General features: G+C 72.1%; 23 protein-coding genes. 4 read left to right on the forward strand and 19 right to left on the reverse strand.

The window, feature by feature from the left end:
• Positions 1 to 18: 18 nt before the first annotated feature.
• Genes ABT070_RS36300 through ABT070_RS36315 form a run of 4 tightly spaced genes read right to left on the reverse strand, consistent with a single transcriptional unit; the run spans position 19 to position 3,961 of the window.
• Complete coding sequence (locus ABT070_RS36300) at positions 19 to 1,104, reverse strand: ABC transporter ATP-binding protein (protein ID WP_351767142.1); 1,086 nt, start codon at positions 1,102 to 1,104, stop codon at positions 19 to 21.
• Between the two features lie 3 nt (positions 1,105 to 1,107).
• Positions 1,108 to 1,920: an ABC transporter permease gene (locus ABT070_RS36305; RefSeq protein ID WP_351767144.1), complete on the reverse strand. Its 813-nt coding sequence runs from the start codon at positions 1,918 to 1,920 to the stop codon at positions 1,108 to 1,110.
• Positions 1,908 to 2,804 carry an ABC transporter permease gene (locus ABT070_RS36310; protein WP_351767146.1) on the reverse strand — a complete coding sequence of 299 codons (897 nt, stop codon included), beginning with the start codon at positions 2,802 to 2,804 and terminating at the stop codon, positions 1,908 to 1,910. Before ABT070_RS36310 ends, ABT070_RS36305 begins: the two co-directional genes overlap by 13 nt.
• A complete protein-coding gene (locus ABT070_RS36315; RefSeq protein ID WP_351767147.1) occupies positions 2,801 to 3,961 on the reverse strand; it encodes an ABC transporter substrate-binding protein in 1,161 nt (386 codons plus the stop codon). Before ABT070_RS36315 ends, ABT070_RS36310 begins: the two co-directional genes overlap by 4 nt.
• A 211-nt stretch (positions 3,962 to 4,172) precedes the next feature.
• On the opposite strand from ABT070_RS36315, the gene ABT070_RS36320 reads away from it, so the two are divergent.
• Positions 4,173 to 4,913 (forward strand): GntR family transcriptional regulator, encoded by a 741-nt coding sequence (locus tag ABT070_RS36320; RefSeq protein ID WP_351767149.1) that lies wholly within the window; start codon positions 4,173 to 4,175, stop codon positions 4,911 to 4,913.
• A gap of 76 nt (positions 4,914 to 4,989) precedes the next feature.
• On the opposite strand, the gene ABT070_RS36325 is transcribed toward ABT070_RS36320, so the two are convergent.
• The 7 genes from ABT070_RS36325 to rpe form a co-directional block, all read right to left on the reverse strand.
• Positions 4,990 to 5,442, reverse strand: a complete 453-nt coding sequence (locus ABT070_RS36325) for an Lrp/AsnC family transcriptional regulator (protein WP_020128883.1) — start codon at positions 5,440 to 5,442, stop codon at positions 4,990 to 4,992.
• A 10-nt stretch (positions 5,443 to 5,452) separates the two neighbouring features.
• Positions 5,453 to 6,928: an amino acid permease gene (locus tag ABT070_RS36330; RefSeq protein ID WP_351767152.1), complete on the reverse strand. Its 1,476-nt coding sequence runs from the start codon at positions 6,926 to 6,928 to the stop codon at positions 5,453 to 5,455.
• Between the two features lie 352 nt (positions 6,929 to 7,280).
• Entirely contained in the window at positions 7,281 to 8,729 is a 1,449-nt protein-coding gene (locus ABT070_RS36335) for a GuaB1 family IMP dehydrogenase-related protein (RefSeq protein WP_351767154.1), read from the reverse strand.
• A gap of 122 nt (positions 8,730 to 8,851) precedes the next feature.
• The gene (locus ABT070_RS36340) at positions 8,852 to 9,157 is read right to left on the reverse strand and encodes a barstar family protein (protein ID WP_351767156.1); all 306 of its coding nucleotides are present in this window, start codon (positions 9,155 to 9,157) and stop codon (positions 8,852 to 8,854) included.
• Positions 9,154 to 9,573 carry a guanyl-specific ribonuclease gene (locus ABT070_RS36345; RefSeq protein ID WP_351767158.1) on the reverse strand — a complete coding sequence of 140 codons (420 nt, stop codon included), beginning with the start codon at positions 9,571 to 9,573 and terminating at the stop codon, positions 9,154 to 9,156. The genes ABT070_RS36340 and ABT070_RS36345 overlap by 4 nt, the downstream gene beginning before the upstream one ends.
• 50 nt (positions 9,574 to 9,623) lie before the next feature.
• Positions 9,624 to 10,667: a sugar-binding transcriptional regulator gene (locus ABT070_RS36350; RefSeq protein WP_351767160.1), complete on the reverse strand. Its 1,044-nt coding sequence runs from the start codon at positions 10,665 to 10,667 to the stop codon at positions 9,624 to 9,626.
• Between the two features lie 90 nt (positions 10,668 to 10,757).
• On the reverse strand, positions 10,758 to 11,444 hold the full coding sequence (rpe, locus tag ABT070_RS36355) for a ribulose-phosphate 3-epimerase (protein WP_351767162.1): 687 nt from the start codon (positions 11,442 to 11,444) through the stop codon (positions 10,758 to 10,760).
• A gap of 161 nt (positions 11,445 to 11,605) precedes the next feature.
• On the opposite strand from rpe, the gene ABT070_RS36360 reads away from it, so the two are divergent.
• Together ABT070_RS36360 and argG are read left to right on the forward strand one after the other, a co-directional pair.
• On the forward strand, positions 11,606 to 13,774 hold the full coding sequence (locus ABT070_RS36360; protein WP_351767164.1) for an MMPL family transporter: 2,169 nt from the start codon (positions 11,606 to 11,608) through the stop codon (positions 13,772 to 13,774).
• A gap of 67 nt (positions 13,775 to 13,841) precedes the next feature.
• Positions 13,842 to 15,296, forward strand: coding sequence for an argininosuccinate synthase (gene argG, locus ABT070_RS36365; RefSeq protein WP_351767166.1), 1,455 nt, complete (start codon positions 13,842 to 13,844; stop codon positions 15,294 to 15,296).
• Positions 15,297 to 15,398: 102 nt separating this feature from the next.
• Here the strand turns inward: argG and ABT070_RS36370 are convergent, their stop codons facing one another.
• Both ABT070_RS36370 and fmt read right to left on the reverse strand, forming a co-directional pair.
• On the reverse strand, positions 15,399 to 16,826 hold the full coding sequence (locus ABT070_RS36370) for an RsmB/NOP family class I SAM-dependent RNA methyltransferase (RefSeq protein ID WP_351767168.1): 1,428 nt from the start codon (positions 16,824 to 16,826) through the stop codon (positions 15,399 to 15,401).
• Between the two features lie 211 nt (positions 16,827 to 17,037).
• Positions 17,038 to 17,970, reverse strand: coding sequence for a methionyl-tRNA formyltransferase (gene fmt, locus ABT070_RS36375; protein ID WP_351767169.1), 933 nt, complete (start codon positions 17,968 to 17,970; stop codon positions 17,038 to 17,040).
• A 221-nt stretch (positions 17,971 to 18,191) separates the two neighbouring features.
• Here fmt and ABT070_RS36380 point away from each other — a divergent pair, with 221 nt between their 5' ends.
• Entirely contained in the window at positions 18,192 to 18,833 is a 642-nt protein-coding gene (locus ABT070_RS36380; RefSeq protein WP_451102068.1) for a hypothetical protein, read from the forward strand.
• Positions 18,834 to 19,027: 194 nt separating this feature from the next.
• Here ABT070_RS36380 and ABT070_RS36385 read toward each other — a convergent pair whose 3' ends face one another.
• The 6 genes from ABT070_RS36385 to ABT070_RS36410 form a co-directional block, all read right to left on the reverse strand.
• Positions 19,028 to 21,181, reverse strand: coding sequence for a primosomal protein N' (locus ABT070_RS36385; protein ID WP_351767170.1), 2,154 nt, complete (start codon positions 21,179 to 21,181; stop codon positions 19,028 to 19,030).
• 309 nt (positions 21,182 to 21,490) lie between these two features.
• Positions 21,491 to 22,699 (reverse strand): methionine adenosyltransferase, encoded by a 1,209-nt coding sequence (metK, locus tag ABT070_RS36390; RefSeq protein ID WP_351767171.1) that lies wholly within the window; start codon positions 22,697 to 22,699, stop codon positions 21,491 to 21,493.
• 240 nt (positions 22,700 to 22,939) lie between these two features.
• Positions 22,940 to 24,142, reverse strand: a complete 1,203-nt coding sequence (gene coaBC, locus ABT070_RS36395; protein ID WP_351767188.1) for a bifunctional phosphopantothenoylcysteine decarboxylase/phosphopantothenate--cysteine ligase CoaBC — start codon at positions 24,140 to 24,142, stop codon at positions 22,940 to 22,942.
• Positions 24,143 to 24,264: 122 nt separating this feature from the next.
• Complete coding sequence (gene rpoZ / locus ABT070_RS36400) at positions 24,265 to 24,537, reverse strand: DNA-directed RNA polymerase subunit omega (protein ID WP_003988945.1); 273 nt, start codon at positions 24,535 to 24,537, stop codon at positions 24,265 to 24,267.
• A 52-nt stretch (positions 24,538 to 24,589) separates the two neighbouring features.
• Positions 24,590 to 25,183: a guanylate kinase gene (gmk, locus tag ABT070_RS36405; protein WP_351767172.1), complete on the reverse strand. Its 594-nt coding sequence runs from the start codon at positions 25,181 to 25,183 to the stop codon at positions 24,590 to 24,592.
• Between the two features lie 60 nt (positions 25,184 to 25,243).
• Entirely contained in the window at positions 25,244 to 25,567 is a 324-nt protein-coding gene (locus ABT070_RS36410; RefSeq protein WP_003977346.1) for an integration host factor, read from the reverse strand.
• Positions 25,568 to 25,688: the final 121 nt, after the last annotated feature.

Consider the following 25,688-nt stretch of genomic DNA (forward strand, 5'->3'; position numbering starts at 1 on the left):
CCTCTTTCGGTGGGGGGATCAGGAAGTACGTTCGGCGACGAGCACCGGGCGGTCGGGCAGCGACACGCCCACCGCGGCGCCCGCCGTGAGCCCGGCGGCCTCGTGGGCGGGCAGGTCGGCCTTGACCTCGGTGCCGTCGGCCAGCCGGACGGTGACGCGGACGGCCGCGCCGAGGAAGGAGGTGGCGACGACGCGCGCGTCCCCGCCGTCCTCGGCCCGCACCCGCACCGCCTCCGGCCGCACCAGCACGTCCACCTCGGTCACGGCCGGGATCCTGCCGTCGACGGGCAGTCGGCGCCCCAGCACCTCGACGGTCTCGCCGTCGAGGTGTCCCGGGATCCGGCTCGTCGTGCCCACGAACTCGGCGACGAAGGCCGTGGCGGGGCGGCCGTACAACTCGGCCGGGGCGGCGCACTGTTCGAGCCGTCCGGCGTGCATCACGGCGACCCGGTCCGCCATGGACAGGGCCTCCTCCTGGTCGTGGGTGACGAACAGGGTGGTGATGCCCAGCTCCTGCTGGAGCCGCCGGATCTCCTCGCGCAGGGTCAGCCGCACCTTGGCGTCGAGCGCGGAGAGCGGCTCGTCCAGGAGCAGGACGCGCGGGCGCAGGGCGAGGGCGCGGGCCAGGGCGACGCGCTGCTGCTGGCCGCCGGAGAGCTGGTGCGGGAACCGGGCGCCCTTGTCGGCGAGGCCCACGAGCTCCAGCAACTCGGTTGCCCTGGTCCGCCGTTCGGCGGTGCGCACTTTGCGCATCCGCAGTCCGAAGGCCACGTTGTCGAGCGCGTCGAGGTGCGGGAAGAGGCTGTACGACTGGAAGACCATCCCGGCGTCCCGGCGGTGGGCCGGCACCCGGGTGACGTCCTCGCCGTCGAGCAGCACCTCGCCGGAGTCGGGGTGTTCGAACCCGGCGAGCATCCGCAGGGCGGTGGTCTTGCCGCAGCCGGAGGGGCCGAGCAGGGCGAGGAGTTCACCCGGCCGGACGGTGAGGTCGAGGCCGTCGAGGGCGAGGGTGGGGCCGAACTCCCGGCGCAGGCCGCGGAATTCGACGGTCGCCGCCTTCGCCGTCGTCTCCGTCGTCGTCGCTGTCTTGTCGAGCACGGTCATGGTTCATCCCCGGGAAGTAGGACGGGTGCGCCCGCCGAAACCGGCGAGGACGAGGAGCAGCAGCCAGGTCACGAGCAGGCTGAGCACGGACACGGCGACGGACAACTGGGCCTGCGAGCCGCTGACGTTCACGATCCAGACGGCGAAGGGCTGGAAGCCGAGCAGCTGCGCCACGGTGAACTCGCCGAGGACCAGCGCCAGGGTGAGGAAGGAGGCGTTGAGCAGGGCGCCGCGCAGGTTGGGCAGGACGGCCCGGATCAGCGCCTGCGGCCAGCCGGCCCCGCAGCTGCGGGCGGCCTCGACGAGGGTGCGCACGTCGACGGAGCGCAGCCCCGCGTCCAGCGCGCGGTACACGAACGGCAGCGCCATCACGACGTACGCCAGGACGAGGATCACGGGGAAGTCGGGGTTCTGGATCGCCACGAAGGTCTGGAAGAGCGGGGTGCGCGAGAGATGCTCGGGTCCCCATTTCAGCACCGTCCCGATGCCGGCGACGAACGCGATCGGCGGCACGACCAGCGGCAGCGAGCAGACGACCTCGACGACCGGCCGGAGCCGGGGCGAGCCGAGCCGCAGCGCCACCATGGCCGGCACCATCAGCAGCAGGACGACGGCGATGGTGGCGAGGGCCAGCTCCAGCGAGAGCAGCAGACTGGATCCGAAGCCCTCGGTGGAGAAGATCCGGGTGTAGGCGTCGAAGGTGACGCCCTGTCCGGGCACGTCGACGGTGAAGACGACCGACGCGGCCAGCGGGACCAGGAAGTACAGCCCGGCGAGGCCGAGGACCCCCCACCGCCACAGGTTCAGGCGAGCCATCGCGCGCTCCGTCGTTGCAGGGGCAGATACACCGCCATGACCAGGCCCGCGACCAGGACCATGTCGAGGCTGAGGGCGAGCGCCACGTTCTCCTGGCCGACGAGCACGTTGCCGGAGATGGCGTCGGCGATCTGGAGGGTGACCAGCGGGATGGAACTGCCCACCATGGCGGCGGCGGTGGCGTACGCGGCGAAGGCGCTGCCGAAGAGCAGCACCAGACCGCCGAGCAGCGAGGGCAGCAGGACGGGCAGGGCGACGTGCCGCCAGTACTGGGCGGGGGTCGCGCCGTTGTTCTGCGCCGCCTCGCGCCACTGCGAACGCAGCCCCTCCAGGGCGGGGGTGATGGTGAGCACCATCAGCGGGATCAGGAAGTACAGGTAGACGATCACCAGTCCCCAGAAGCTGTACAGGTCCCAGCCCCGGTCGGTGAGGCCGAAGTGCCGGGTCAGCACACCGGCGTTGCCGAGCGTGGCGACGAAGGCGAACGCCAGCGGGACGCCGCCGAAGTTGGCCAGCACCCCGGACGCGGTGAGCACGGCCTCGCGCAGCGCGCGGAAGCGGGAGGTCACGACGGCCTGCGCCAGGGGCAGTCCGAGCAGCGCCCCCAGCCCCGCGGACACGGCGGACAGCTTCACGCTGCCGAGCAGGGCCGTCAGGTACGCGCCCCGCAGCGAGGCCGTCAGGTTGTCGACCGTGTACGAGGTGGCGCCGGTGGCCGGGTCCTTGGCGGTGAACGCGCCGTCGAGCATGGCCACGGCGGGCAGCCCGAAGGCCAGCGCGGTGAAGGCGAGCAGCGGGACGACGGCGAGCCAGCCGAGGGCACGGCGGCGCCGCTTCACCGGAGCGGCGGCCGCCGTGTCGACCCGTACGACGGTGGAGGTCATCCGGAGACGGCCTTGGCCCAGCCCTGCCCGAGGACGGTCTTGGCCTTGCTCTGCTGGTCCTCGGTCGGGAACGAGGGCGTCCCGGAGACCTCCGGCAGCTTGGCCGCAGCCGCCTTGTCGAGCGTGCCGGCCTTCTCCATGGCGGTCATCAGGGCCGGCCGGGCGTACCCCTTGAGCCACAGGTTCTGGCCCTCGGCGCTGTAGAGGTACTCCTGCCACAGGCGGGCGGCCGCCGGGTGCGGGGCGTCCTTGTTGATCGCCTGGGAGTAGTACTGGGAGAACTGGCCGTCGCTGGGCACCGACACCTTCCAGTCGACGCCCTTGGACTTGAACTCGTCCGCGTACCCGGCGTTGAGGTAGTCCCAGTCGATGCTGATGGGCGTCTCGCCCTTCTCGACGGTGGCCGGGGTCGACTCGACGGGCGTGTAGTTGCCGTTCTTCTTCAGCTTGGCGAAGAAGTCGAGGCCGGGCTGGATGTCGTCGAAGGAGCCGCCGCTCGCGAGGGAGGCCGCGTAGACGCCGCCGAAGGCGGAGCCGGACTTGGTGGGGTTGCCGTTGAGGGCGACCTGGCCCTTGTACCGGGGCTCGAGCAGATCCGCGAAGGTGGTCGGACAGGTCTTGACCCGCTTCGCGTCGCAGCCGATGGAGATGTAGCCGCCGTAGTCGTTGTACCAGCGGGCCTGCGCGTCCTTCTGCCCCTCGGGGAGGTCGGCGTACGAGGCCACCTTGTACGGCGCGAGCAGCCCCTGCTGGGCGGCGCTCAGCGCGAAGGAGCTGCCGAGGTCGAGGACGTCCGGTGCGCGGTCCTGGCCCTTCCTGGAGGTGACGGCGTTGATCTCGTCCTGGCTGGAGCCGTCGGGGTTCTCGACCGCGACCTTGATGCCGTACTTCTTCTGGAACCCGTCGATGAGGGCGCCGTAGTTGGCCCAGTCGCGGGGCAGCGCGATGGCGTTGAGCGTGCCCTCCTTCTTCGCCGCCTTCACCAGGGCGTCGAGACCGCCGAGGTCGGCGGCGGAGGTGGCGGTGGCGGCGTTCTTGCCGTCGGCGGTGGTGGAGGTGCTGGTGTCGGGGGCGGCGCCACAGGCGCTCAGGGCGAGTACGGCGACGACGGCGAGGGCACCGCCACGGGCGGCTGTTCTCGGCAGGGGCACGGTCACGGCTTCTCCAGGGGACGCGCGAGAATGCAGGAGATGAGGAGAACTTGTCTGAACAAGTTGGCCTCAGTACGCACGCCGCTGGTGTCCCCGTCGTAAACACTGGCGAAACCCTGAGCCCCGATTTCACGCACAGTTGCGACCGGAGCCGAGCCGCTCCGAAGGTCGACTAGGCTGGTCAAACTGTGTACAGCAGTCGACGCAGAGGGGAAGCATGGCCGCGCGACACGAGGAGATCGCCGACGCACTGCGCCGGGCGATCGACCGCGAGGAGTACGCGGTCGGCGCGCGGCTGCCCGCCGAGACCGACCTCGCCGCCCGGTACGGCGTCTCCCGCGGCACGGTCCGCCAGGCCGTCGCGGCACTGACCGCCGAGGGGCTCATCGGCTCCCGTCAGGGCGCCCGCCGCGTGGTCCTGGCCAGCCGCCGCAGCCAGAGCTTCGCCGAGCTGCGCAGCTTCGCCCAGTGGGCGCGCGCGATGGGCCGCGAGGCGACCGGCCGGGTCGTCGCACAGGAGTACCGCCCGGCCGGCGCCGAGGACGCCGTACGCCTCCAACTCCGCGACGGGACACCCGTGTTGCACGTGCTACGGCTGCGCGGTCTGGACGGCGAGCCGGTGCTCGTGGAGCGGACCGTGTACGCGGACTGGATCTCCCCGGCCGTCGAGTCGATCGAACCGGACTGCGCCTCCGTGACCCAGCGCCTCCTCGACGACACCGGCCTGGTCTTCGCCTACGGCGAGCATGTCATCGACGCGGTGGCGGCGGGCGCCCAGGACGCCGAGCTGCTCGCCGTCCGCCGCACGAGCCCCCTGCTGCGCGTCCGCCGGGTCACCACGACCCGTGAGGGCCGCCCGGTGGAGTGGTCGGACGACCGCTACCGCTCGGACGCGGTCAGCTTCAGCGTGCACAACTCGATCGGGAACAACGCGCTGGCCCGGAAGACGGCCGAGTAGACCGGCACGGCCGGCAAGGTCGGCCCGGACCGGGCCGGAAAGGTCGGCCCGGACCGGCAGGCCGGCAGGGGTCGGCTCAGGTGGGCGAGCCCGCGGAGAAGCGGCGCAGCAGCGGCGACAGCACCAGCACGGACTTCGTCCGTTCCACGAACGGCTCCCCCGCGATGCGCTCCAGCACCCGCTCGAAGTGGCGCATGTCGGCGGCGAAGACCTGGGCGACGGCGTCCGCCTCCCCGGTGACCGTGGACGCGGCCACGACCTCCTGGTACCGCTCCAGGCCGCGCTGGATGGTCTCCGGGGAGGTGTTGCGCCGGCAGTAGATCTCGACGAACCCCTCGGTCTCCCAGCCGAGCGCCGCCGGGTCGACCCGAACGGTGAAGCCGGTGATGGCCCCGGTGGCCCGCAACCGGTCCACGCGCCGCTTCACGGCGGGCGCGGACAGGCCGACCAGTTGCCCGATGTCCGCGAAGGAGCGGCGGGCGTCCTCGGCGAGGGCGTGCACGATGCGTTCGTCGAGATCGTTCAGCACAGTGGGTCGATCACTTCTCAGATGGGGCGGGCGCTGCGAGGCGGGAGCGGCGGTGGCCGTAGAGGAAGTAGAACACGAGCCCCACCGCCATCCAGACTCCGAAGACCACCCAGGTGACGGCCGAAAGGCTGCCCATCATCCAGAGGCAGAAGGCGAGCCCCAGGGCCGGCAGCACCGGCGAGAGCGGCACCCGGAAGGTCCGGGGCATGTCCGGACGGGTCCGGCGCAGCACCACGACCGCGATGTTGACCAGCCCGAACGCGAAGAGCGTGCCGATGCTGGTGGCGTCCGCCAGCTGGCCCAACGGGATCGCGGCGGCCAGCACACCGCAGAACAGCGACACGATCACCGTGTTCACGCGGGGCGTGCCGGTCTTCGGGTGGACGCGGGAGAACACCTTGGGCACCAGGCCGTCCCGGGACATCGCGAAGAGGATGCGGGTCTGGCCGTACAGCACGGTCAGGACGACGCTCGCGATGGCGATGACCGCGCAGAAGGCGAGGAGGGTGCCCCAGAAGGACTGGCCGGTCACCTCGCGCATGATCTGCGCGAGCGCGGCCTCGGAGTCGCCGAACCGCTGCCAGGGCTTGGCGCCCACGGCGACGGCCGCCACGAGGACGTACAGCGCCGTCACGATGACGAGCGACAGCATGATCGCGCGGGGCAGGTCGCGCTGCGCGTTCTTCGCCTCCTCACCGGCGGTGGAGGCGGCGTCGAAGCCGATGTACGAGAAGAACAGCGTCGCGCCGGCCGCGCTGACGCCCGCCATGCCCAGCGGCATGAAGTGCTCGTAGTTGCCGGAGCGGAAGCCCTGGACGCCGATGGCGCAGAACAGCACCAGCGCGGCGATCTTCACGGCCACCATGACGGTGTTGGCGCGCGCAGACTCGCGGGCGCCGCCGAGCAGGAAGGCCATGGCGAGCAGGACGACGATGAGGGCCGGCAGGTTGAAGATGCCACCGTCCCCGGGCGGCGCCGACAGCGCGTCCGGGATGGTCACGCCGATCGTCCCGTCGAGCAGCTCGTTGAGGTACTCGCCCCAGCCGACGGCCACGGCGGCGACCGACACGCCGTACTCCAGGACCAGACACCAGCCGCAGACCCAGGCGACCAGTTCACCCATCGTCGCGTACGCATACGAGTACGAGGAGCCCGCGACCGGGATGGTGCCCGCCAGCTCGGCGTAGGACAGCGCCGAGAAGAGCGCCGTGAGTCCGGCGATCACGAAGGACAGCGTGACGGCGGGACCGGCCTTGGGCACCGCCTCGCCGAGGACGACGAAGATACCGGTGCCGAGGGTGGCGCCGATGCTGATCATCGTGAGCTGCCACAGCCCCAGGGAGCGCCTGAGGGACCCTCCCTCACCCTGGCCGCCCTCGGCGACCAGGTGTTCCACGGGCTTGCGCCGCATGAGACGCGCGACGGGCCCCGGGGACGCGGGGGCGGTCCGACTGCTCTGCTGCGGGGGTGCGCCTTGATCGAGCACGCGCTGACTCCTTCGTCGCTGCCTCTCGGCGTGACGGGAACCGGCGGCACACCTGCGCGAGCAGGAACCCACCGAGCGGGGTCCCCGCCACGCTACGTACAGCGCACGACCCTATGAGCAGGGCCGTAGCACTCGTAATGCTGCAATCTTGCGCATACACGCAAGATCGTTGCGTTCATCGCACCAGGGTGCGTATTCATTGCAGGTGGGCTGAACGCGCCCCATGAGGGGCGCCGGGCCGTGTCGATGTGCGGCTCCGCCGCGTGGGCGCGACCGGCCACGGCGAACCCGCACGCGGAGGACGACGATCAGCACCGTTCACACGCGCGGACCGGCGGAGCGCCCCGCGGAGCTACCAGCTCGCGTGCAGCGGCTTGCCCTCCGCGTAGCCGGCCGCGCTCTGGATGCCGACGACGGCCTTCTCTGCGAACTCCTCGAGAGAGCCCGCACCCGCGTACGTGCAGGAGGACCGCACGCCCGCGATGACCGAGTCGATCAGGTCCTCGACACCCGGGCGGGCCGGGTCGAGGAACATCCGCGAGGTGGAGATGCCCTCCTCGAACAGCGCCTTGCGGGCACGGTCGTACGCCGACTCGTCGGAGGTGCGGTTGGCGACGGCGCGCGCGGAAGCCATACCGAACGACTCCTTGTACAGGCGGCCGCCCGCGTCCTGCTGGAGGTCGCCCGGCGACTCGTAGGTACCGGCGAACCACGATCCGATCATCACGTTGGACGCACCGGCGGCCAGCGCCATGGCGACATCGCGCGGGTGCCGGACACCGCCGTCGGCCCACACGTGCTTGCCGTACTTCTTCGCCTCGGCCGCGCACTCCAGGACCGCCGAGAACTGCGGCCGGCCCACGCCGGTCATCATGCGGGTGGTGCACATGGCGCCCGGGCCGACCCCGACCTTGATGATGTCGGCGCCCGCGTCGATCAGGTCCTTGACGCCCTCGGCCGAGACGATGTTGCCGGCGACGATCGGCACCCGGGGGTCGAGCGCGCGCACGGTCCTGATCGCGCTGATCATCGACTCCTGGTGGCCGTGCGCGGTGTCGATGACGAGCGTGTCCACGCCCGCGTCGAGGAGCTGCTTGGCCTTGCCCGCCACATCGCCGTTGATACCGACGGCCGCGGCGACGCACAGCTTGCCCGCCGCGTCGACGGCAGGCGTGTACAGGGTGGCGCGCAGGGCGCCCTTGCGGGTGAGGATGCCGGCGAGCTTGCCGTCCCGGTCGACGGCGGGGGCGTAGCGCCGGTTGGCCGTGTCGAGGGTGTTGAAGGCCTCGCGCGGGTCGATGTCGGCGTCCAGGAGCAGCAGGTCCCGGGACATGACGACCTCGAGCTGGGTGAAGCGGTCGACCCCGCTGAGGTCCGCGTCGGTGACGACACCGACCGGGCGGAACTCGTCGTCGACGACGACACCCGCGTTGTGCGCGCGCTTGGGCAGCAGGGCCAGGGCGTCGGCGACCGTCTGGTGCGGGGCGAGCACGATGGGCGTGTCCAGCACCAGGTGGCGGCTCTTGACCCAGGTGATGACCTCGGTGACGACGTCGATCGGAATGTCCTGGGGGATGACCACCAGCCCGCCGCGCCGGGCCATGGTCTCGGCCATCCGGCGACCGGCCACGGCGGTCATGTTGGCGACGACCAACGGGATCGTGGTGCCCGTGCCGTCCGGGGCGGCCAGATCGACGGCCTGACGCGACCGGACCGCGCTGCGGCTCGGCACCATGAAGACGTCGTCGTAGGTGAGGTCGTACGCGGGCTGGATGTCGTTGAGGAAACGCACGTGCTGCACATCCCAGTCGATCAGAGGTGACCCCCGGACAGGTCAGCCAGGGGGAGAAGCACGTACTTCATTCTCCCACGACGGCCGTGCTGCGATGCCCGGACAGAACGTCCAAGCAGCTCAGGGGGGCCTTAGGAGGATCCTCCTAGGGCGAGCAGCACGGACAGCGCGGGCACCTGGTCCACCGCCTGGGCGAACACGTCCTGCGCGATCACCCACTCCTGCGGCCGCGCCTCGGCGTACGGCCGCCAGTTCCGTACGACGATCTGCAGCCCGCCGTCCCCGGGCGGGGCCGGGAGGTCGGTGAGGCTGTCGGCGAGGGCGTCCCAGTTGCGTCCGAACCAGTCGGGCAGGCCGAGGGCGTCGGCGCAGCGGTCCATCAGCGCGGACTTGTCGGTCACCCCGTCCAGATCCAGCGTGACCACGAACTGCGTCATCTCAGCACCGCCCGGAACGTGTCGTAGTGATCATCGGTGTAGTAGAACTCGTCGCCCCGCCCGGTGACAACGCGTCGGGCGCCCCGGTCGCGGGAGCCCGGCGTCTCGACGGTGTATTCGTGGTAGTACCCCCGCTGGTGCGCGGGCAGCAGTCCCTCGAAGTTCCCGAAGACGGCGCCGTCCTTGGCGTACGGGAACGGGCCGCCGTCGTCGATGAGCCGGAGCGTCCGCCGGGCCTCGGCGGGCAGCTCGGACTCCCGGACCGTGGCCAGGCCGCCGGCCCAGGACGGTTCGGCGGCCCGCGCGGTGGCGGGGGTGGAGTCCTGCGGGCCCGGCCGCCCTGACGCACAGCCGGTGAGCAGGGCGAGCGACAGGAACAGGCCCACCAGCACGCGGGGGACGAACCGCAGCAGCATGCGTCGATGCTGTCACGGCCGTCCCCTCGATGGCCTGCTGTCCGGACCGGTCAGACCCCGTCCGGGTCCGCCCGGCCGAGGGCGGGCTTCGGTGTCGGCCCCGCCGTCATCAGATAGTCGGCCGCCGACGTGTCCGTCACCAGACTGGTGACGAGCCCGGACCGCAGCACCGCGTCGATCGCGGCCGCCTTGCGCTGACCGCCCGCGATCGCGACGACCTCGGGAACCCGGCGCAGCTGGTCGGTCTTGACCGTGATGCACCGCTCGCCCAGGTCCCGCCCGACCCGGCGGCCCTCGGCGTCGAAGAGGTGCGCGGACATCTCGGCGGCGACCCCGAGCGAGGCGTAGTGCGCCCGCTCCTCGTCGCTGAGCATGTCGTGCACCGTCGAGATGCCCGGCTCCCAGGATCCGATGGAGACACAGGCGACCGTGACCTTGTCGAAGTACTCGAAGGCCCGGGCGATCCCGGTCTGGTGGCGCAGCGCGGCCGCGGTGGCCGCGTCCGGCAGCAGCATCGGCGCGTAGATGGGGTGCGCGTCGCCGCCGGACACCTGGGCGGCGCGGCGGACGGCCTCGACCGAGCCGCGCTCCGCGGTCCCGGCGTCGTACACACCCGTCAGCTGCACGACCGTGCACGGCGGCAGCCGGTCCAGCGCCGCCGCCATGTGAATCGTGGACCGGCCCCAGGCCAGTCCCAGTACATCCCCCTCGTCGACCAGTTCGCCGAGCAGGTCGGCGGCCACTTCCCCCAGGTTCTCGGGGTCCGTGGTCTCCTCGGCCTCGGCCGGGGACTCGACCACGACGGCGTGCCTGAGGCCGTAGCGGGCGCGGAGCGCGTCCGAGCGCTCCGCGTCCAGCTCGGCCGGCACGCGGATCTCGATCCGTACGAGATCCCGTTCGAGGGCGGTCTCCAGGACCCGGGCCACTTTGAAGCGGCTGACGCCGAACTCCTCCGCGATCTGGATCTTGGACTTTCCCTCGAGGTAGAAGCGGCGGGCCATGGCCGCCGCCTGCACCAGCTCAGCGGGTCCCATCCGCATGGCTGACCGGCCCGCCGACATACCCGACACGGCGTTCTCCTCACTGCTGTTCACACTCTGGATACGCCGTTCATCCTCGCAGATCCGGCGCAGTTGATCAGCTCTGATGGGAGCCGTTCACATACCTGTCGGTAAGTGGTTGGTTCAGTGTCCGCATGCCCACGAGGCACCGGCGATCGCCGCCTCGGCCTGAGCCCGCAGGCCACGGACCGCCTCCGCCGGGTCGTCCGCCCCGTATACGGCCGAGCCTGCCACGAACACGTCGGCTCCCGCCTCGGCGCAGCGCTCGATCGTAGAGGCCGAGACCCCGCCGTCGATCTGGAGCCACAGTTCGAGTCCGTGCTTGCTGATCAACTCGCGGGTGCGGCGGATCTTGGGGAGCATGATGTCGAGGAAGGCCTGGCCCCCGAAGCCCGGCTCGACCGTCATGATCAGCAGCATGTCCAGCTCGGGCAGCAGGTCCTCGTAAGGCTCGATGGGCGTCGCCGGCCTGAGCGCCATGGAGGCACGGGCGCCCTTGGCCCGGATCTCGCGGGCGAGCCGCACGGGCGCGGCGGCGGCCTCGACGTGGAAGGTGACGGACGAGGCACCCGCCTCGACGTACTGCGGGGCCCAGCGATCGGGGGCCTCGATCATCAGATGGCAGTCCAGCGGAGTGTCCGTCGCACGGGCCAGTGACTCTACGACCGGCACACCGAGCGTGAGGTTCGGGACGAAATGGTTGTCCATGACGTCGACGTGGAGCCAGTCGGCTCCGGCGACCGCCTCCGCCTCGTCCGCGAGGCGGGCGAAGTCGGCGGACAGGATGCTGGGGTTGATCTGCACGGCCATGACCCAAGCCTGCCATGCCCTGTGGGGGTTGCGGGCATCGGTCCCGTGAGGGGAGCGTGGTTCGTCGTCCGCGGACCGGCTGTGGCCGAGCGCGCGGTTCCCCGCGCCCCTTACGGGACGCGGTCGCACACGGCGGCTACGGAACGGCCCGGAGGGTAGTCATGGCCGAGAATCGCGGCATCGCGCACCTGGTCTGCGGGCGGCGCGCGAAGTGGCTGGTGCTGGCCCTGTGGCTGGTGCTGCTGTTCCTGACGGCGCCCTTCGCCCAGAAGCTCACCGACGCCCAGGACAACGACGCGGCCTCCTGGCTGCCGGGGTCGGCGGAGTCCACCCAGGTGCTGGAGATCTCGCAGGACTTCAGGCCCGAGCAGATCCCCGCGGTCGTCGTCTACGCCCGCGACGGGGGCCTGACGGCCGAGGACCGGGCGCGGATCACCGAGGACGCGGCTCAGCTCCGGCAGCTCACCGACCACGGCATCCGTGGCGCGGAGACCCGCGGCCCGGTCTACGACCGCCCGGCCGACCCGCGCGCCGCCCAGATCTACGTGCCGATCACCATGGACGAGAAGGGCTGGGAGCGCATCGCGCCGGCCGTCGACTCGATCCGTGCCGTCGTCGGCGACGGCGGCGCCGGTCTGGCCGTGCACATCACCGGACCCGGCGGCACCTCCGCGGACTTCTCCGAGGCCTTCGAGGGCATCGACTCGACCCTGCTGCTGGCGGCGATGGGGGTGGTCGTCGTCATGCTCCTGATCACCTACCGCAGCCCCACCCTGCTCGTCGTCCCGGTGCTCGCCGTGGTCGCCGCCCTGTTCACCGCGCAGGCCCTGATCTACTTCCTGGCCGAACACGCGGGCCTGACGGTGAACGGCCAGAGCGCCGGCATCCTCACGGTGCTCGTGTTCGGCGCGGGCACGGACTACGCCCTGCTGCTGGTGGCCCGTTACCGGGAGGAGCTGCGCCGGCACGAGGACCGGCACGAGGCGATGGCCCTGGCGCTGCACCGCGCGGGCCCCGCGGTCCTGGCCTCGGGCGCCACGGTCGTCCTGAGCATGCTGATGCTGCTGGCCGCCGAGATGAACTCGACCCGCGGCCTGGGCCCGGTCGCGGCCATCGGCGTGGCGGTCGCGCTGCTCGCGATGATGACCCTCTTCCCCGCCCTGCTGGTGATCTGCGGCCGCTGGATCTTCTGGCCGGTGATCCCGCACTTCGGCTCCTCCGACCCGACCGAGCACGGTGTCTGGGCCCGCACGGGCCGGGGCATCGCCCGCCGCCCGCGCCTGGTCTGGGTCGTGACGGCACTGGTCCTGGCGGTCTGCTCGCTCGGCCTGATCCAGCTGCGCGCCGAGGGCATCGGCAACGCGGACGCGTTCACCGGCAAACCGGACTCGATCACGGGCCAGGAGGTCTCGGCGAAGTACTTCCCGGCGGGCAGCGGCGACCCGCTGGTCGTCATCGCCGACCTGGGCCGGGCCGGGCAGGTGAAACGCGCGGTCGCGGGGACGGAGGGCGTCGTGCCGACGTCCCTCGGTCTGCCGGCGGGCACGAAACCCGTCCACGACGGCCAGGTGCTGTTCGAGGCGACGATGACCGACCCGGCCGACAGCGAGGCCGCGAAGCAGACCGTGGAGCGGGTCCGGGACGCGGTGCACGAGGTGCCGGACGCCGACGCCAAGGTGGGCGGCGGCACGGCGGCGCTCCTCGACATGGACAAGGCGACCACCCATGACAACCTGGTGATCATCCCGCTGGTCCTGGCCGTGGTCCTGCTCATCCTCTGCGCACTGCTGCGCGCCCTGATCGCCCCGCTGCTGCTGGTCGGGACGGTGATCCTGTCCTTCGCGGCGGCCCTGGGCCTCAGCGCGCTGGCGTTCCGCCACCTCTTCGACTACGCGGGCGAGTCGACGGACTTCCCGTTGTTCGTCTTCGTGTTCCTGGTGGCCCTGGGCATCGACTACAACATCTTCCTGACCACCCGGATCCGCGAGGAGACGGCCCGTCAGGGCACCCGGCAGGGCGTGGTGACCGGCCTGGCGGCGACCGGGTCGGTGATCACCTCGGCGGGGCTGGTCCTGGCCGGCACCTTCGCGGCCCTGGCCACCCTTCCCATGGTCGCCTTCGCGGAGATCGGCTTCGCGGTGGCGCTGGGCGTCCTCTTGGACACCTTCATCGTGCGGTCGGTGCTCGTCACCTCGCTGTTCCTGGACATCGGACCGAGGATCTGGTGGCCGCACCGGCCGGCCCGGGAGAGCCAAGCGGTCCCGGGCCGGCCGAAGGACCCCTCGGGCCCCGCGGACCCCGCCCGGCCGGCCGAGAGCACCGAGCACTGAGGGGCCTGGCCGGACCCTCGACCCGACGCCCTTTGCATGACCATGCGAGTTCATGCATAATCTTCCTATGTCCAAGGTCCTCACCTCCCTTCCCGCCGGCGAGCGCGTCGGCATCGCCTTCTCCGGCGGGCTCGACACCTCGGTCGCGGTCGCGTGGATGCGCGACAAGGGTGCCGTCCCGTGCACCTACACCGCCGACATCGGCCAGTACGACGAGCCCGACATCGCCTCGGTGCCCGGCCGCGCGAAGACCTACGGCGCCGAGATCGCGCGCCTGGTCGACTGCCGCGCCGCGCTGGTCGAGGAGGGCCTGGCCGCACTCACCTGCGGGGCGTTCCACATCCGCTCGGGCGGGCGCGCCTACTTCAACACCACGCCCCTCGGCCGTGCCGTCACCGGCACCCTCCTGGTCCGGGCGATGCTCGAGGACGACGTCCAGATCTGGGGCGACGGCTCGACCTTCAAGGGCAACGACATCGAGCGGTTCTACCGGTACGGCCTGCTGGCCAACCCGCACCTGCGGATCTACAAGCCCTGGCTGGACGCGGACTTCGTGACCGAGCTCGGCGGGCGCAAGGAAATGTCGGAGTGGCTCGTCGCCCACGACCTGCCCTACCGGGACAGCACGGAGAAGGCGTACTCCACCGACGCCAACATCTGGGGCGCCACCCACGAGGCCAAGACGCTGGAGCACCTGGACACCGGCGTCGAGACCGTCGAGCCCATCATGGGCGTGCGGTTCTGGGACCCGTCGGTCGAGATCGCCACCGAGGACGTGACGATCGGCTTCGACCAGGGCCGCCCCGTGACGATCAACGGCAAGGAGTTCGCCTCCCCCGTCGATCTGGTGATGGAGGCCAACGCCATCGGCGGCCGCCACGGGCTCGGCATGTCGGACCAGATCGAGAACCGCATCATCGAGGCCAAGAGCCGCGGCATCTACGAGGCGCCCGGCATGGCCCTGCTGCACGCGGCCTACGAGCGACTGGTCAACGCGATCCACAACGAGGACACCGTCGCCCAGTACCACAACGAGGGACGGCGCCTGGGCCGGCTGATGTACGAGGGACGCTGGCTGGACCCGCAGGCGCTGATGATCCGGGAGTCGCTCCAGCGCTGGGTCGGCGCGGCCGTCACCGGCGAGGTGACGCTGCGGCTGCGGCGCGGTGAGGACTACTCGCTCCTCGACACCGCGGGCCCGGCCTTCAGCTACCACCCGGACAAGCTGTCCATGGAGCGCACCGAGGACTCCGCGTTCGGCCCGGTGGACCGGATCGGCCAGCTCACCATGCGCAACCTCGACATCGCCGACTCGCGCGCCAAGCTGGAGCAGTACGCCACGCTCGGCCTGATCGGCAGCGGCAGCCCCTCGATCGGTGCCGCCCAGGCGGCCGCGACCGGTCTGATCGGCACCATGACGGAGCTGCCGGAGGGCGGCGCCGAGGCCATCGCCTCCCGTGGCGAGGTCTCCGACGACGACCAGCTGCTGGACCGCGCCGCGATGGAATTCGGCACGGACTGACCCCGGCGGGGCCCCACCCGTGAAGAAGGCCGGCCGCACGCCCTCGGCGTGCGGCCGGCCTTCCTTCTTCACGGGCTCGGCCCGGTCCCGGCCGGTCCGGTCTCAGCCGGTCTTCTTGATCAACGCCAGGTACATGGCGTCGGTCCCGTGCAGATGCGGCCACAGCTGGATGTCAGGCCCGTCGCCCAGTTCCGGTACGCCCGGCAGCAGCGGCCGCGCGTCCATCAGCTCGGCCTCCGGGTACTGCTTGAGGACGTCGGAGACGACCGCCCGGGTCTCGGCGAGGTGCGGCGAACAGGTGGCGTACCCGACGACGCCCCCGACCCGCACCGAATCCAGCGCGGTCCGCAGCAGCCCGCGCTGGAGCGGCCCGAACCCGTCGAGGTCCTCCGGCCGGCGCCGCCAGCGCGCCTCGGGCCGCCGACGCAGGGCCCCCAGGCCCGTGCACGGCACGTCCATCAGCACCCGATCGAAGGAGCCGGGCCGCCACGGCGGCCGGGTCCCGTCGGCGGCGATGACCTGGTAGGGGCCGGGGTTGCCGGCCAGCGCCTTGGCGACGAGCCCCGCGCGGTGCGGCTGCTTCTCGGAGGCGAGCAGCGCGGCCCCCCGCTCGGCGGCGAGGGCGGCGAGCAGCGCGGCCTTGCCACCGGGCCCGGCGCACCCGTCCAGCCACTTCGTGTCGGACCCGTCGAGCGGCGCGTTGGCCAGCGCGAGCGCCACGAGCTGGCTGCCCTCGTCCTGCACGCCCGCCCGCCCGTCCCGTACGGCGTCGATGGCCCCGGGTTCACCGCCTTCGGTGAGCCGCACGGCGTACGGCGACCAGTGTCCGGCGACCGAGGCCTCCTCCAGGAGCAGCTCCTCGATGGTGGCCCGCCCCGGCCGGGCGACGAGCGTCACCTCGGGCCGCTCGTTGTCCGCCGCCAGCAGTTCCTCGATGCCTGCGCGTCCGCCGCCGAGGGAGTCCCACAGCGCGGAGACGACCCAGCGCGGGTGCGAGTGCACGACGGCGAGATGGTCCTCGGGATCGTCCTCGTAGGGCGGAGCGACCTTCTCGATCCACTCGTCGAGATCGTGCGCCGCGACCTTGCGCAGCACGGCGTTGACGAACTTGGCGCGTCCGTCGCCGAGCACGACCCGGGCCAGCTCGACGGAGGCGGACACGGCCGCGTGGGTCGGGATACGGGTCCCGAGCAGCTGGTGCACGCCGAGGCTCAGCACGTCGAGGACCGGCGGATCGACCTCACGCAGCGGCCGGTCGACACACGCGGAGATGACGGCGTCGTACGTCCCCTGCCGGCGCAGCGTCCCGTAGACCAGCTCGGTGGCGAGGGCCGCGTCCCGGCCGTCGAACTTGTCGGGTCCCTCCTTCTCGCGCGCCTTGCGCAGCAGCGGCGGCAGCACGAGGTTGGCGTACGCGTCCCGCTCGTCGACGGCCCGCAGCGCCTCGAAGGCGAGCATGCGGACGGGGTCCTTCTGAGGCCGGCGGTAGGGCTTGCCGGGCTTGCGGGAACGGTGGGGCTGGTCGCTCACGAAAAGGTGCTCCGGATTACATGAGGAAAGGTGCGTCCAGCGTACGTCGGTGGGTACGCCGGTCGGACTTGCCGGCTTGCCGGCTCGCTGGCTGACCGGCTGACCGGCTGACCGGCTGACTGCGACGGGCTGACCGGGACGGGCTGACTGACTGGGGCTCACGGGCCGAGGGGGCGGGGTCCACGGGCCGGGCGGGACTTGTGCAGGAGCGTTACGCCCCTACGGCCTCCCCGTGCTCGATCCGGGCGCCCCGGGCCCAGTCGGCGGCCCGCATCGGCTTCTTGCCCTGCGCCTGCACCCACAGCAGCTCGACCGCGTAGGAGCCGGTGCCGACGTGCACGCTGTTCTTGCCGACGAGGAGCGCGCCCGGGGCGAGTTCGGTCCGCTCGGGAACCGGCTGGACCTGGATGAGCTTGAGCCGCTCCCCGCGGAAGGTGGTCCAGGCGCCGGGGGCGGGGGTGCAGCCGCGCACGACCCGGTCGACCCGCAGGGCCGGGGTCGCCCAGTCGACCTGAGCGTCCTCGACGGTGATCTTCGGCGCGAGGGTGATCCCCTCGCCCGGCTGCGGCACGGCCTTCACCGTGCCGTCCTCGATCCCGTCCATGGTCGCGGCGAGCAGCCCGCTGCCGGCGAAGGCCAGCCGCGTGAGCAGGTCGCCGCTGGTGTCGGTGGGCCGGATCTCCTCGGTGACCGTCCCGTAGAGCGGCCCCGAGTCGAGGCCCTCCTCGATGAGGAAGGTGGAGGCGCCGGTGATCTCGTCCCCCGCCATGACGGCGTGCTGCACGGGAGCGGCCCCGCGCCAGGCGGGCAGCAGCGAGAAGTGCAGGTTGACCCAGCCGTGGGCCGGGATGTCCAGCGCCACCCTGGGCAACAGCGCCCCGTAGGCCACGACGGGACAGCAGTCGGGCGCGATCTCCCGCAGCCGCTCCAGGAACTCCGGATCACGCGGCTTGGCGGGCCTCAGCACTTCGATGCCCGCCTCCTCGGCACGCTGGGCGACGGGAGAGGCGATCAGCCTCCGCCCCCGGCCGGCCGGCGCGTCGGGCCGCGTGACGACGGCGGCCACCTCGTGCCGCCCGGAGGCGATCAGAGCGTCCAGGGCGGGAACGGCGACCTCGGGGGTACCGGCGAAGACGAGCTTCATGAGTGGGCGGGGCCTCTCGGGCGGGACGGACGACGGGCAACGCACAAGTTTATGACGCCGACCGGGCCGGCCGCAGACGGGCGGGAGGCTCCACGAGCCACGCCCCGGGGGGCGTACGCATATGCCCATACGCCCCCACACCGTGACCAGCGGCGCGAACCCGCGTTGGTCAAGAAAGAGTTGACCACACCTTCTTCAACGCCGGTTCGAGAGGCTTGTTCATGGCCGACCATGCAACCCACGACGCCCAGGCCCGGGCCAGCCTGCACTTGCTGGTGCGGGACATCGAGCGCGTCCGCCGGCAGGTGGACGCACTGCGCACCCTCACCGCCCAGCTGGGCAACGTCTACCGCCCCCGCCGCTCCGGCCCGTCCACGGGCTTCGTCGTCTACGGACGGGCCCCCGCCCCCACGGTCCGCCTCGCCCAGGAGCTGCGGGACAGCGTCGAGACCCTCGTCACCGCGGCGGTCGACTTCGACCGCTCGCTCGGATTCTCCTGGGACGCGGTGGGCTCCGCCCTCGGGGTCACCAAGCAGGCCGTACACCGCCGCTACGGCGCCCGCCGTGCCGCGGCCCAGGCCGCCGCCACCGAGGCCGAGCAGCCCGTCGAGCCCACGGCCACCCGCACGGTCACCGTCAACACGGGCATCCCGACGGTCCCCACGGTCCCCGCCGCCCGCTCGATGCCGACCCAGCCGACGGCCGGCAGTCCGGCCCTGCGCGACACCGGAGCCCCGGCCCTGCGCGAGGCAGCCACCCCGGCCCTGCGCGAGGCAGCCACCCCGGCCTTGCGCGACACGGCCGCCCCGGCCCTGCGCGAGGAGGCGAGGCCGACCGCCTTCCCCGGCCCGCGCAACGGCTGACGCGCCGCATCCCGCACACCCGACACCTCCCCACCCCGTCCTCACCGCACCGTCCTCACCACCCTCACCACCCTGCCCTCTCGGCCCGAGCCCGAGAGGGCAGTCGCACACCCGGGCCTCCTCCCCCCCCCCCCCCCCCAGCGCCGCGCTCCCTGTCGCCCCATCGCCCAGACGCCCAGTCGCCCAGTCGCCCGTCAGCCGATGTCCGGGGGATCGATCCGCACCCGCACAGGCTCCTCTCCGCCCCGGGCCATCCGAGCCGCCTGTGCCGTCTTCAGGGCGGCGGCCAGCGCGGCGCCCCTCCCCGGCGGCACCCGCAGCAGCGCCCGCTCCCACTCCTCCCCGGGTGGCGGCGCCCCCGGCCGCCGAGGCCGCCCCGGCGGGCCCGACGGCACCGGGACCGGCCCCAGCAGCTCGGCCTCGGGCGGCAGTTCGACGGCTTCCAGGAACGCGGCGACGGCCTCCCCCGTCCCCGACACGGCCGCCATCCGCGACACCGGCGGGAAACCCAGCTCGGCCCGCTCGGCGAGCTCCCGCACCGCGTGCCCCACCGGGTCCCATCGCACCAGCGCCTGCACGGGCCGCAGGGTCGGCTCGGCGACGACGACCACGGTTCCCCCCTCCCCCGACGGCCGTACGAGCGCGGCGGCCGCGATCCAACGGCGCAGCGCGTCCTCCCCGGCCCTCAGGTCGGGCCGGCCGAGCATGGCCCAGCCGTCGAGCAGCAGCGCGGCCGCGTACCCGCCCTCCGCCACCGGCTCGGCCCCGGGCGTGGACACGACGAGCGCGGGCGCCCCCGGCACCGTGTCCAGCACCTGTTCACGCCCCGACGTCCGCACCGGCACGGCGGGAAACGCCCGGCCCAGCTCCTCGGCGGTCCGCCGCGCTCCCACTACCTGCGCCCGCAACCGGAACGAGCCGCACTCCGGACAGTGCCAGGCGCCCTCCTCACGCCCGCACCAGGCGCACCACAGCGCACCCCCGTCCCGCGCCTCCAGCGGTCCGGAGCAGTGCCGGCAGCGGGCCGCGGCCCGGCACTGCGCACACGCCATCCGCGGCACATAGCCCCGCCGGGGCACCTGGACGAGCACCGGCCCGTGCCGCAGCCCCTCCCGGACCGCCTGCCAGGCGAGGGTGGGCAGCCGGGCGGCCCGGGCCGCCTCGTCCCGCGCGAGGTCCTGGTCGCCCACGGTGCGCACGAGGGGAGCGCTGTGCCGCACCTGCTCCCGCGCGGCGGTCAGCGGCCGCGCCCACCCGCTCTCGACCAGCTGTGCGCCCTCCACGGTGCAGCTCCAACCGCCCACCAGGAAACCGCACTTGTCCTGCGCGGCCCGCAGGAGCAGTACCTCGCGCGCATGGGGCTGCGGCGCGTGCTGTTCGCTGTGGCTGTCGTCCCCGTCGTCCCAGAGCGCGACCAGACCGAGGTCCTGGACCGGCGCGAACATCGCGGCCCGGGTCCCGACGACCGCCCGCACGGAGCCCCGCCGTACGGCGAGCCACTCCCGATACCGCTTCTCGGGCCCGGCGTCCGCGGTGAGCAGCGCATGCCGCCCCTCCCCCAGCAACGCCGTCAACGCGGCGTCGACCCGCGCGGCGGCCCGCCCGTCGGGCACGACGACCAGTGCCCCGCGACCCGAGGCGAGCGTCGCGGCGACGGCCCGCGCCAGCTCCTGGCTCCACTCGGGTCCGGGCAGCGCGTTCCACACCGCCCGGGGCGCTCCCCCGGACGCCAGCGACTCGAGGAACGCGCCCCCTCGCTCGTACCGCGCCCAGGACCCGGCCTCCGGCGCGGGCGGCGGCGGCAGCGGCGCCGGGGAGGGCCGCTGCTCGGCGCGCGCGTTGCGCGGCGGCACGGCCAGCTGGAGGACGTCGGCCAGGCTCCCCGCGTACCGGTCGGCGACGGCCCGCGCCAGTCCCAGCAGCTCATGGCTCAGCACCGGCTCGGGCGACACCACCTGGGCGAGCGCCGCGAGCGGCCCGGAGTAGTCCGACGCGGCGAGCCGCTCGACGAGGAACCCGTCGATGAGCCCCCCGCCCTCGCGCCGCCCGTCGCGCACCCGCCCGCGCCCGGCACCGAACCGCACCCGCACCCGCACGCCCGGCTGGGCGTCGGCGTCCAGCTCGGCCGGCACCGCGTAGTCGAAGTACCGGTCCAGATGCAGCACGCCCTTGTCGACGAGCACCCGCGCGACCGGCAACTCCTCGGCCAGCGCGGCCCCCCGCCAGGTCCGGGGCTTGGCCCGCGGCGCCTTGGCCTGCCGCACGCTCTCCCGGATCAACGCGAGCTGCTCGGGCGGCGCGCCCTCCCCGGCCGCACCACCGTCCCCCTGCCCGTTCTCGCTGCTCACGCTTGCATTTTTACCAAACGCCACTGACAACGGCCCTTCCGTCGAAGCTCTGTTCCGCTTCCGGTGCCCCGGGCACTTGGATGGGCGCGTGACCGTTGAGGACGTCGCCCGGGAACCGCCCGCCGTCGACCTCCTGAGGGACCACTGCCGTTCGTCGGCCGTTGCCGGTGGCGATCCTGAGCCCCATGACCGGCCTCCTGGCCGAGGACGTCGGGCGGGCGCGCCACCCGCGGTGCCGACCCCTGCAAACGCCGAGGCCCGGCCTCCCTGGGGAGGCCGGGCCCACGCGTCGGTTCGGGCAGGGCGGACCTACAGTCCCGCGGCCTTGCGCAGCGCGTCCACGCGGTCCGTGCGCTCCCACGTGAAGTCGGGCAGCTCGCGGCCGAAGTGGCCGTACGCGGCGGTCTGCGCGTAGATCGGGCGCAGCAGGTCGAGGTCTCGGATGATCGCGGCCGGGCGGAGGTCGAAGACCTCGTCGATGGCCTTCTCGATCTTCTCGGCGTCGACCTTGGCGGTGCCGAAGGTCTCCACGAAGAGACCGACCGGCTCGGCCTTGCCGATCGCGTAGGCGACCTGGACCTCGCAGCGGGCCGCCAGACCAGCCGCCACGACGTTCTTCGCCACCCAGCGCATGGCGTACGCGGCCGAGCGGTCGACCTTGGACGGGTCCTTGCCGGAGAAGGCGCCGCCGCCGTGGCGGGCCATGCCGCCGTAGGTGTCGATGATGATCTTGCGGCCGGTGAGGCCGGCGTCGCCCATCGGGCCGCCGATCTCGAAGCGGCCGGTCGGGTTGACCAGCAGGCGGTAGTTCTCGGTGTCGATCTTGATGCCCTCGTCCAGGAGCGCCTTCAGCTCCACCTCCACCACGAACTCCCGGATGTCGGGAGCCAGCAGGGAGTCCAGGTCGATGTCGCTCGCGTGCTGCGAGGAGACGACGACCGTGTCGAGGCGGACGGCCTTGTCGCCGTCGTACTCGATGGTGACCTGGGTCTTGCCGTCGGGGCGCAGGTAGGGGATGGTCCCGTTCTTGCGGACGTCCGACAGGCGCTTCGACAGACGGTGCGCCAGGAAGATCGGCAGCGGCATCAGGGTCGGCGTCTCGTCCGACGCGTAGCCGAACATCAGACCCTGGTCGCCGGCGCCCTGGCGGTCCAGCTCGTCCTCGTCGCCCTCGACGCGGTTCTCGTACGCCGTGTCGACACCCTGGGCGATGTCCGGGGACTGCGCGCCGATGGACACCGAGACACCGCAGGAGGCGCCGTCGAAGCCCTTCTTCGAGGAGTCGTAGCCGATCTCGAGGATCTTGTCGCGCACGAGCTGGGGGATCGGCGCGTAGGCCTTGGTGGTGACCTCTCCGGCCACATGTACCAGGCCGGTCGTGATCAGGGTCTCGACCGCGACCCGGGAGGCCGGGTCCTCGCGCAGCAGGGCATCGAGAATGGTGTCGCTGATCTGGTCAGCGATCTTGTCGGGGTGACCCTCGGTCACAGACTCCGAGGTGAACAGGCGACGGGACACAACGCTCCCTGGGGTTGCAGCGGCTGCTGGCTGATCATTGGCGGACGCGACAGGAGCTGCGCCCGGCGTCGTCCGAGAACAGTTTATCGGTCGTGCCCCACCACCGGCCCACCCGTCTCGCCTCTCGGGAGCGCTGTGACCTGCGGCACGGGCATTCTGCCGAATGCCGAGCACCGTTGGCCAGGGGCGCCACGCCCGAATCGACCGAGGGGGAGGAGGACGGGGAAGCGCATCAAACCGTCAGGTCAGCCGCCGCGTCACCAGGTCCCACACGGTTTCGGCCAAGGCCTCCTTGGGCCCGTACGGCACGGGTGTTTCGGTGCCGTCGGCGCCCAGCACGACGGCTTCGTTCTCCTCGGAGCCGAAGGTCTTGCGCTCCCCCACCTCGTTCACCACCAGCAGATCACAGCCCTTGTGCCGGAGCTTGGACCGGCCGTTGGCCAGGACGTCGTCGGTCTCCGCGGCGAAGCCGACAACCACCTGGTTGGAGCGCGCCCGGTCGGCGGAGACCTCCGCGAGGATGTCCGGATTCCGCACGAGAACGATGGGGTCCGGTTCCCTGCCGTCCTGCTTCTTGATCTTTCCGGCCATGTACGTCTCCGGCCGGAAATCGGCCACGGCGGCCGCCATGACGACCGCGTCGGCGTCCGCCGCCGCCTTCAGGACCGCCTCGCGCAGCTGCACGGCCGTGCCGACCTGGACGATGTCGACCCCGGCCGGGTCGGGCAGGCCGGTGTTCGCCGCGATCAGCGTCACACGGGCGCCCCGGGCGGCGGCGGTGCGGGCGAGGGCGTAGCCCTGCTTGCCGGAGGAGCGGTTGCCGAGGAAGCGGACCGGGTCGAGGGGCTCGCGGGTGCCGCCGGCGCTGACCACGACATGCCGGCCGACGAGGTCGGGTTCACGCACTCCCCTGGCCAGGACCCGGCGGCAGACCTCGAAGATCTCGGCCGGGTCGGGCAGCCGGCCCTTGCCGGTGTCGACGCCGGTGAGGCGGCCGACGGCCGGTTCGACGACGACGGCGCCCCGGCGACGCAGTGTCGCCACGTTCTCCTGGGTGGCCGGGTGCTCCCACATCTCGGTGTGCATCGCGGGAGCGAAGACGACCGGACAGCGGGCCGTCAGGAGGGTGTTGGTGAGGAGGTCGTCGGCGAGGCCGTGGGCGGCCTTGGCGAGCATGTCCGCCGTGGCCGGGGCGACGACCACCAGGTCGGCGTGCTGGCCGATGCGGACGTGCGGGACCTCGTGGACGTCGTCCCAGACCTCCGTGGAGACGGGGTGGCCGGAGAGCGCGGACCAGGTGGCGGCGCCGACGAAGTGCAGCGCGGAGGCGGTGGGGACCACCCGGACGTCGTGGCCCGACTCGGTCAGTCTGCGCAGCAGCTCACAGGCCTTGTAGGCGGCGATGCCACCACTGACCCCCAGAACGACCTTCGGCTTGTCCACCATTTCTCCCCGGACCTCGGAAAACGCACGCCTCGGCTCCCTGCGTACGAGTCCATCAGACACCACAGGCCCGGCAGCTGTGCTGCCGGGCCTGTGGAAAAACCAACTGCGAACCGAAAATACTACTGAGCGGGGCCCTCTACGGCCTCGGAGGTCAGCAGGCCGGCGTTGATCTCGCGGAGGGCGATCGAGAGCGGCTTCTCGTGGACGTGGGTGTCCACGAGCGGACCGACGTACTCGAGGAGGCCCTCGCCGAGCTGCGAGTAGTACGCGTTGATCTGGCGGGCTCGCTTGGCCGCGTAGATCACGAGGCTGTACTTCGAGTCGGTGGCCTCGAGGAGCTCGTCGATCGGCGGGTTGATGATGCCCTCGGGCGCGGAGATGGAAGAGGACACGCTCTACCTTCCGATGGATGGGAAAAGACCGGTCGTGATCACAGGTTCGCAATCACACAACATCGACCAAGGCTAGCAGCTCACGCGCGACGTCCTCGACGGAGGTGTTGACCAGCGTCACGTCGAACTCCGGCTCGGCCGCGAGTTCGATCTTCGCCGCCGCCAGGCGGCGCTCGATCACCTCGGGCGGTTCGGTGCCCCGCCCGGTGAGCCTGCGCACCAGTTCCTCCCAGGAGGGAGGGGCCAGGAACACCAGCTGGGCCTCGGGCATGGACTCGCGGACCTGCCGGGCGCCCTGGAGATCGATCTCCAGGAGGACCGGCTCGCCCGACTCCAGGCGCTCCAGCACCGCCGTGCGCGGAGTGCCGTAGCGGTTGCCCGCGAACTCGGCCCACTCGAGCAGCTCGCCGTTGGCGATCAGCTTGTCCATCTCCTCGTCGGTGACGAAGAAGTAGTGGACTCCGTGCTTCTCACCGGGCCGCGGCCTACGGGTCGTCGCCGACACCGAGAGCCAGGCTTCGGGGTGTTCCTTGCGCATATGAGCGACGACCGTGCTCTTGCCGACCCCGGAGGGGCCGGAGAGCACGGTCAGCCGCGGACGTGCGTCCGGGGTTTCGGGGGTCGTCCCCCGGAGTTTTACTGCCATGCAGCGATTATTCCAGCAATCCTGGAGTGCCCGGGACTCCCTTCCCGCGGCACCCGGGAATCAGGAGCCGGTGCTGCCGAACTCACGCTCCAGGGACGCGATCTGGTTGGAACCGAGGCCGCGCACGCGGCGGCTCTCGGAGATGCCGAGTCGCTCCATGATCTGCTTGGCGCGGACCTTGCCCACGCCCGGGAGCGACTCCAGGAGGGCGGAGACCTTCATCTTGCCGATGACGTCGTTTTCCTGACCCTGCTTGATGACCTCGTGAAGCGAGGCGCCGGAGTGCTTCAGTCGATTCTTGACCTCGGCCCGCTCCCGGCGAGCCGCGGCGGCCTTTTCGAGCGCGGCTGCGCGCTGTTCGGGGGTAAGGGGCGGAAGAGCCACGCCTACGTCACCTCGGATGTCGAACTGTCGGATACGGACCGGTGAGGAACCTGGTCGCCCCTCACCTGATGAGCTACGAGCAAAACACGCTGCCCGTTCACTCTCCGTCGGAGACTAGCGG

Origin of the sequence: Streptomyces sp. NPDC002884 (assembly GCF_040295245.1) — a bacterium.
GTDB lineage: Bacteria > Actinomycetota > Actinomycetes > Streptomycetales > Streptomycetaceae > Streptomyces.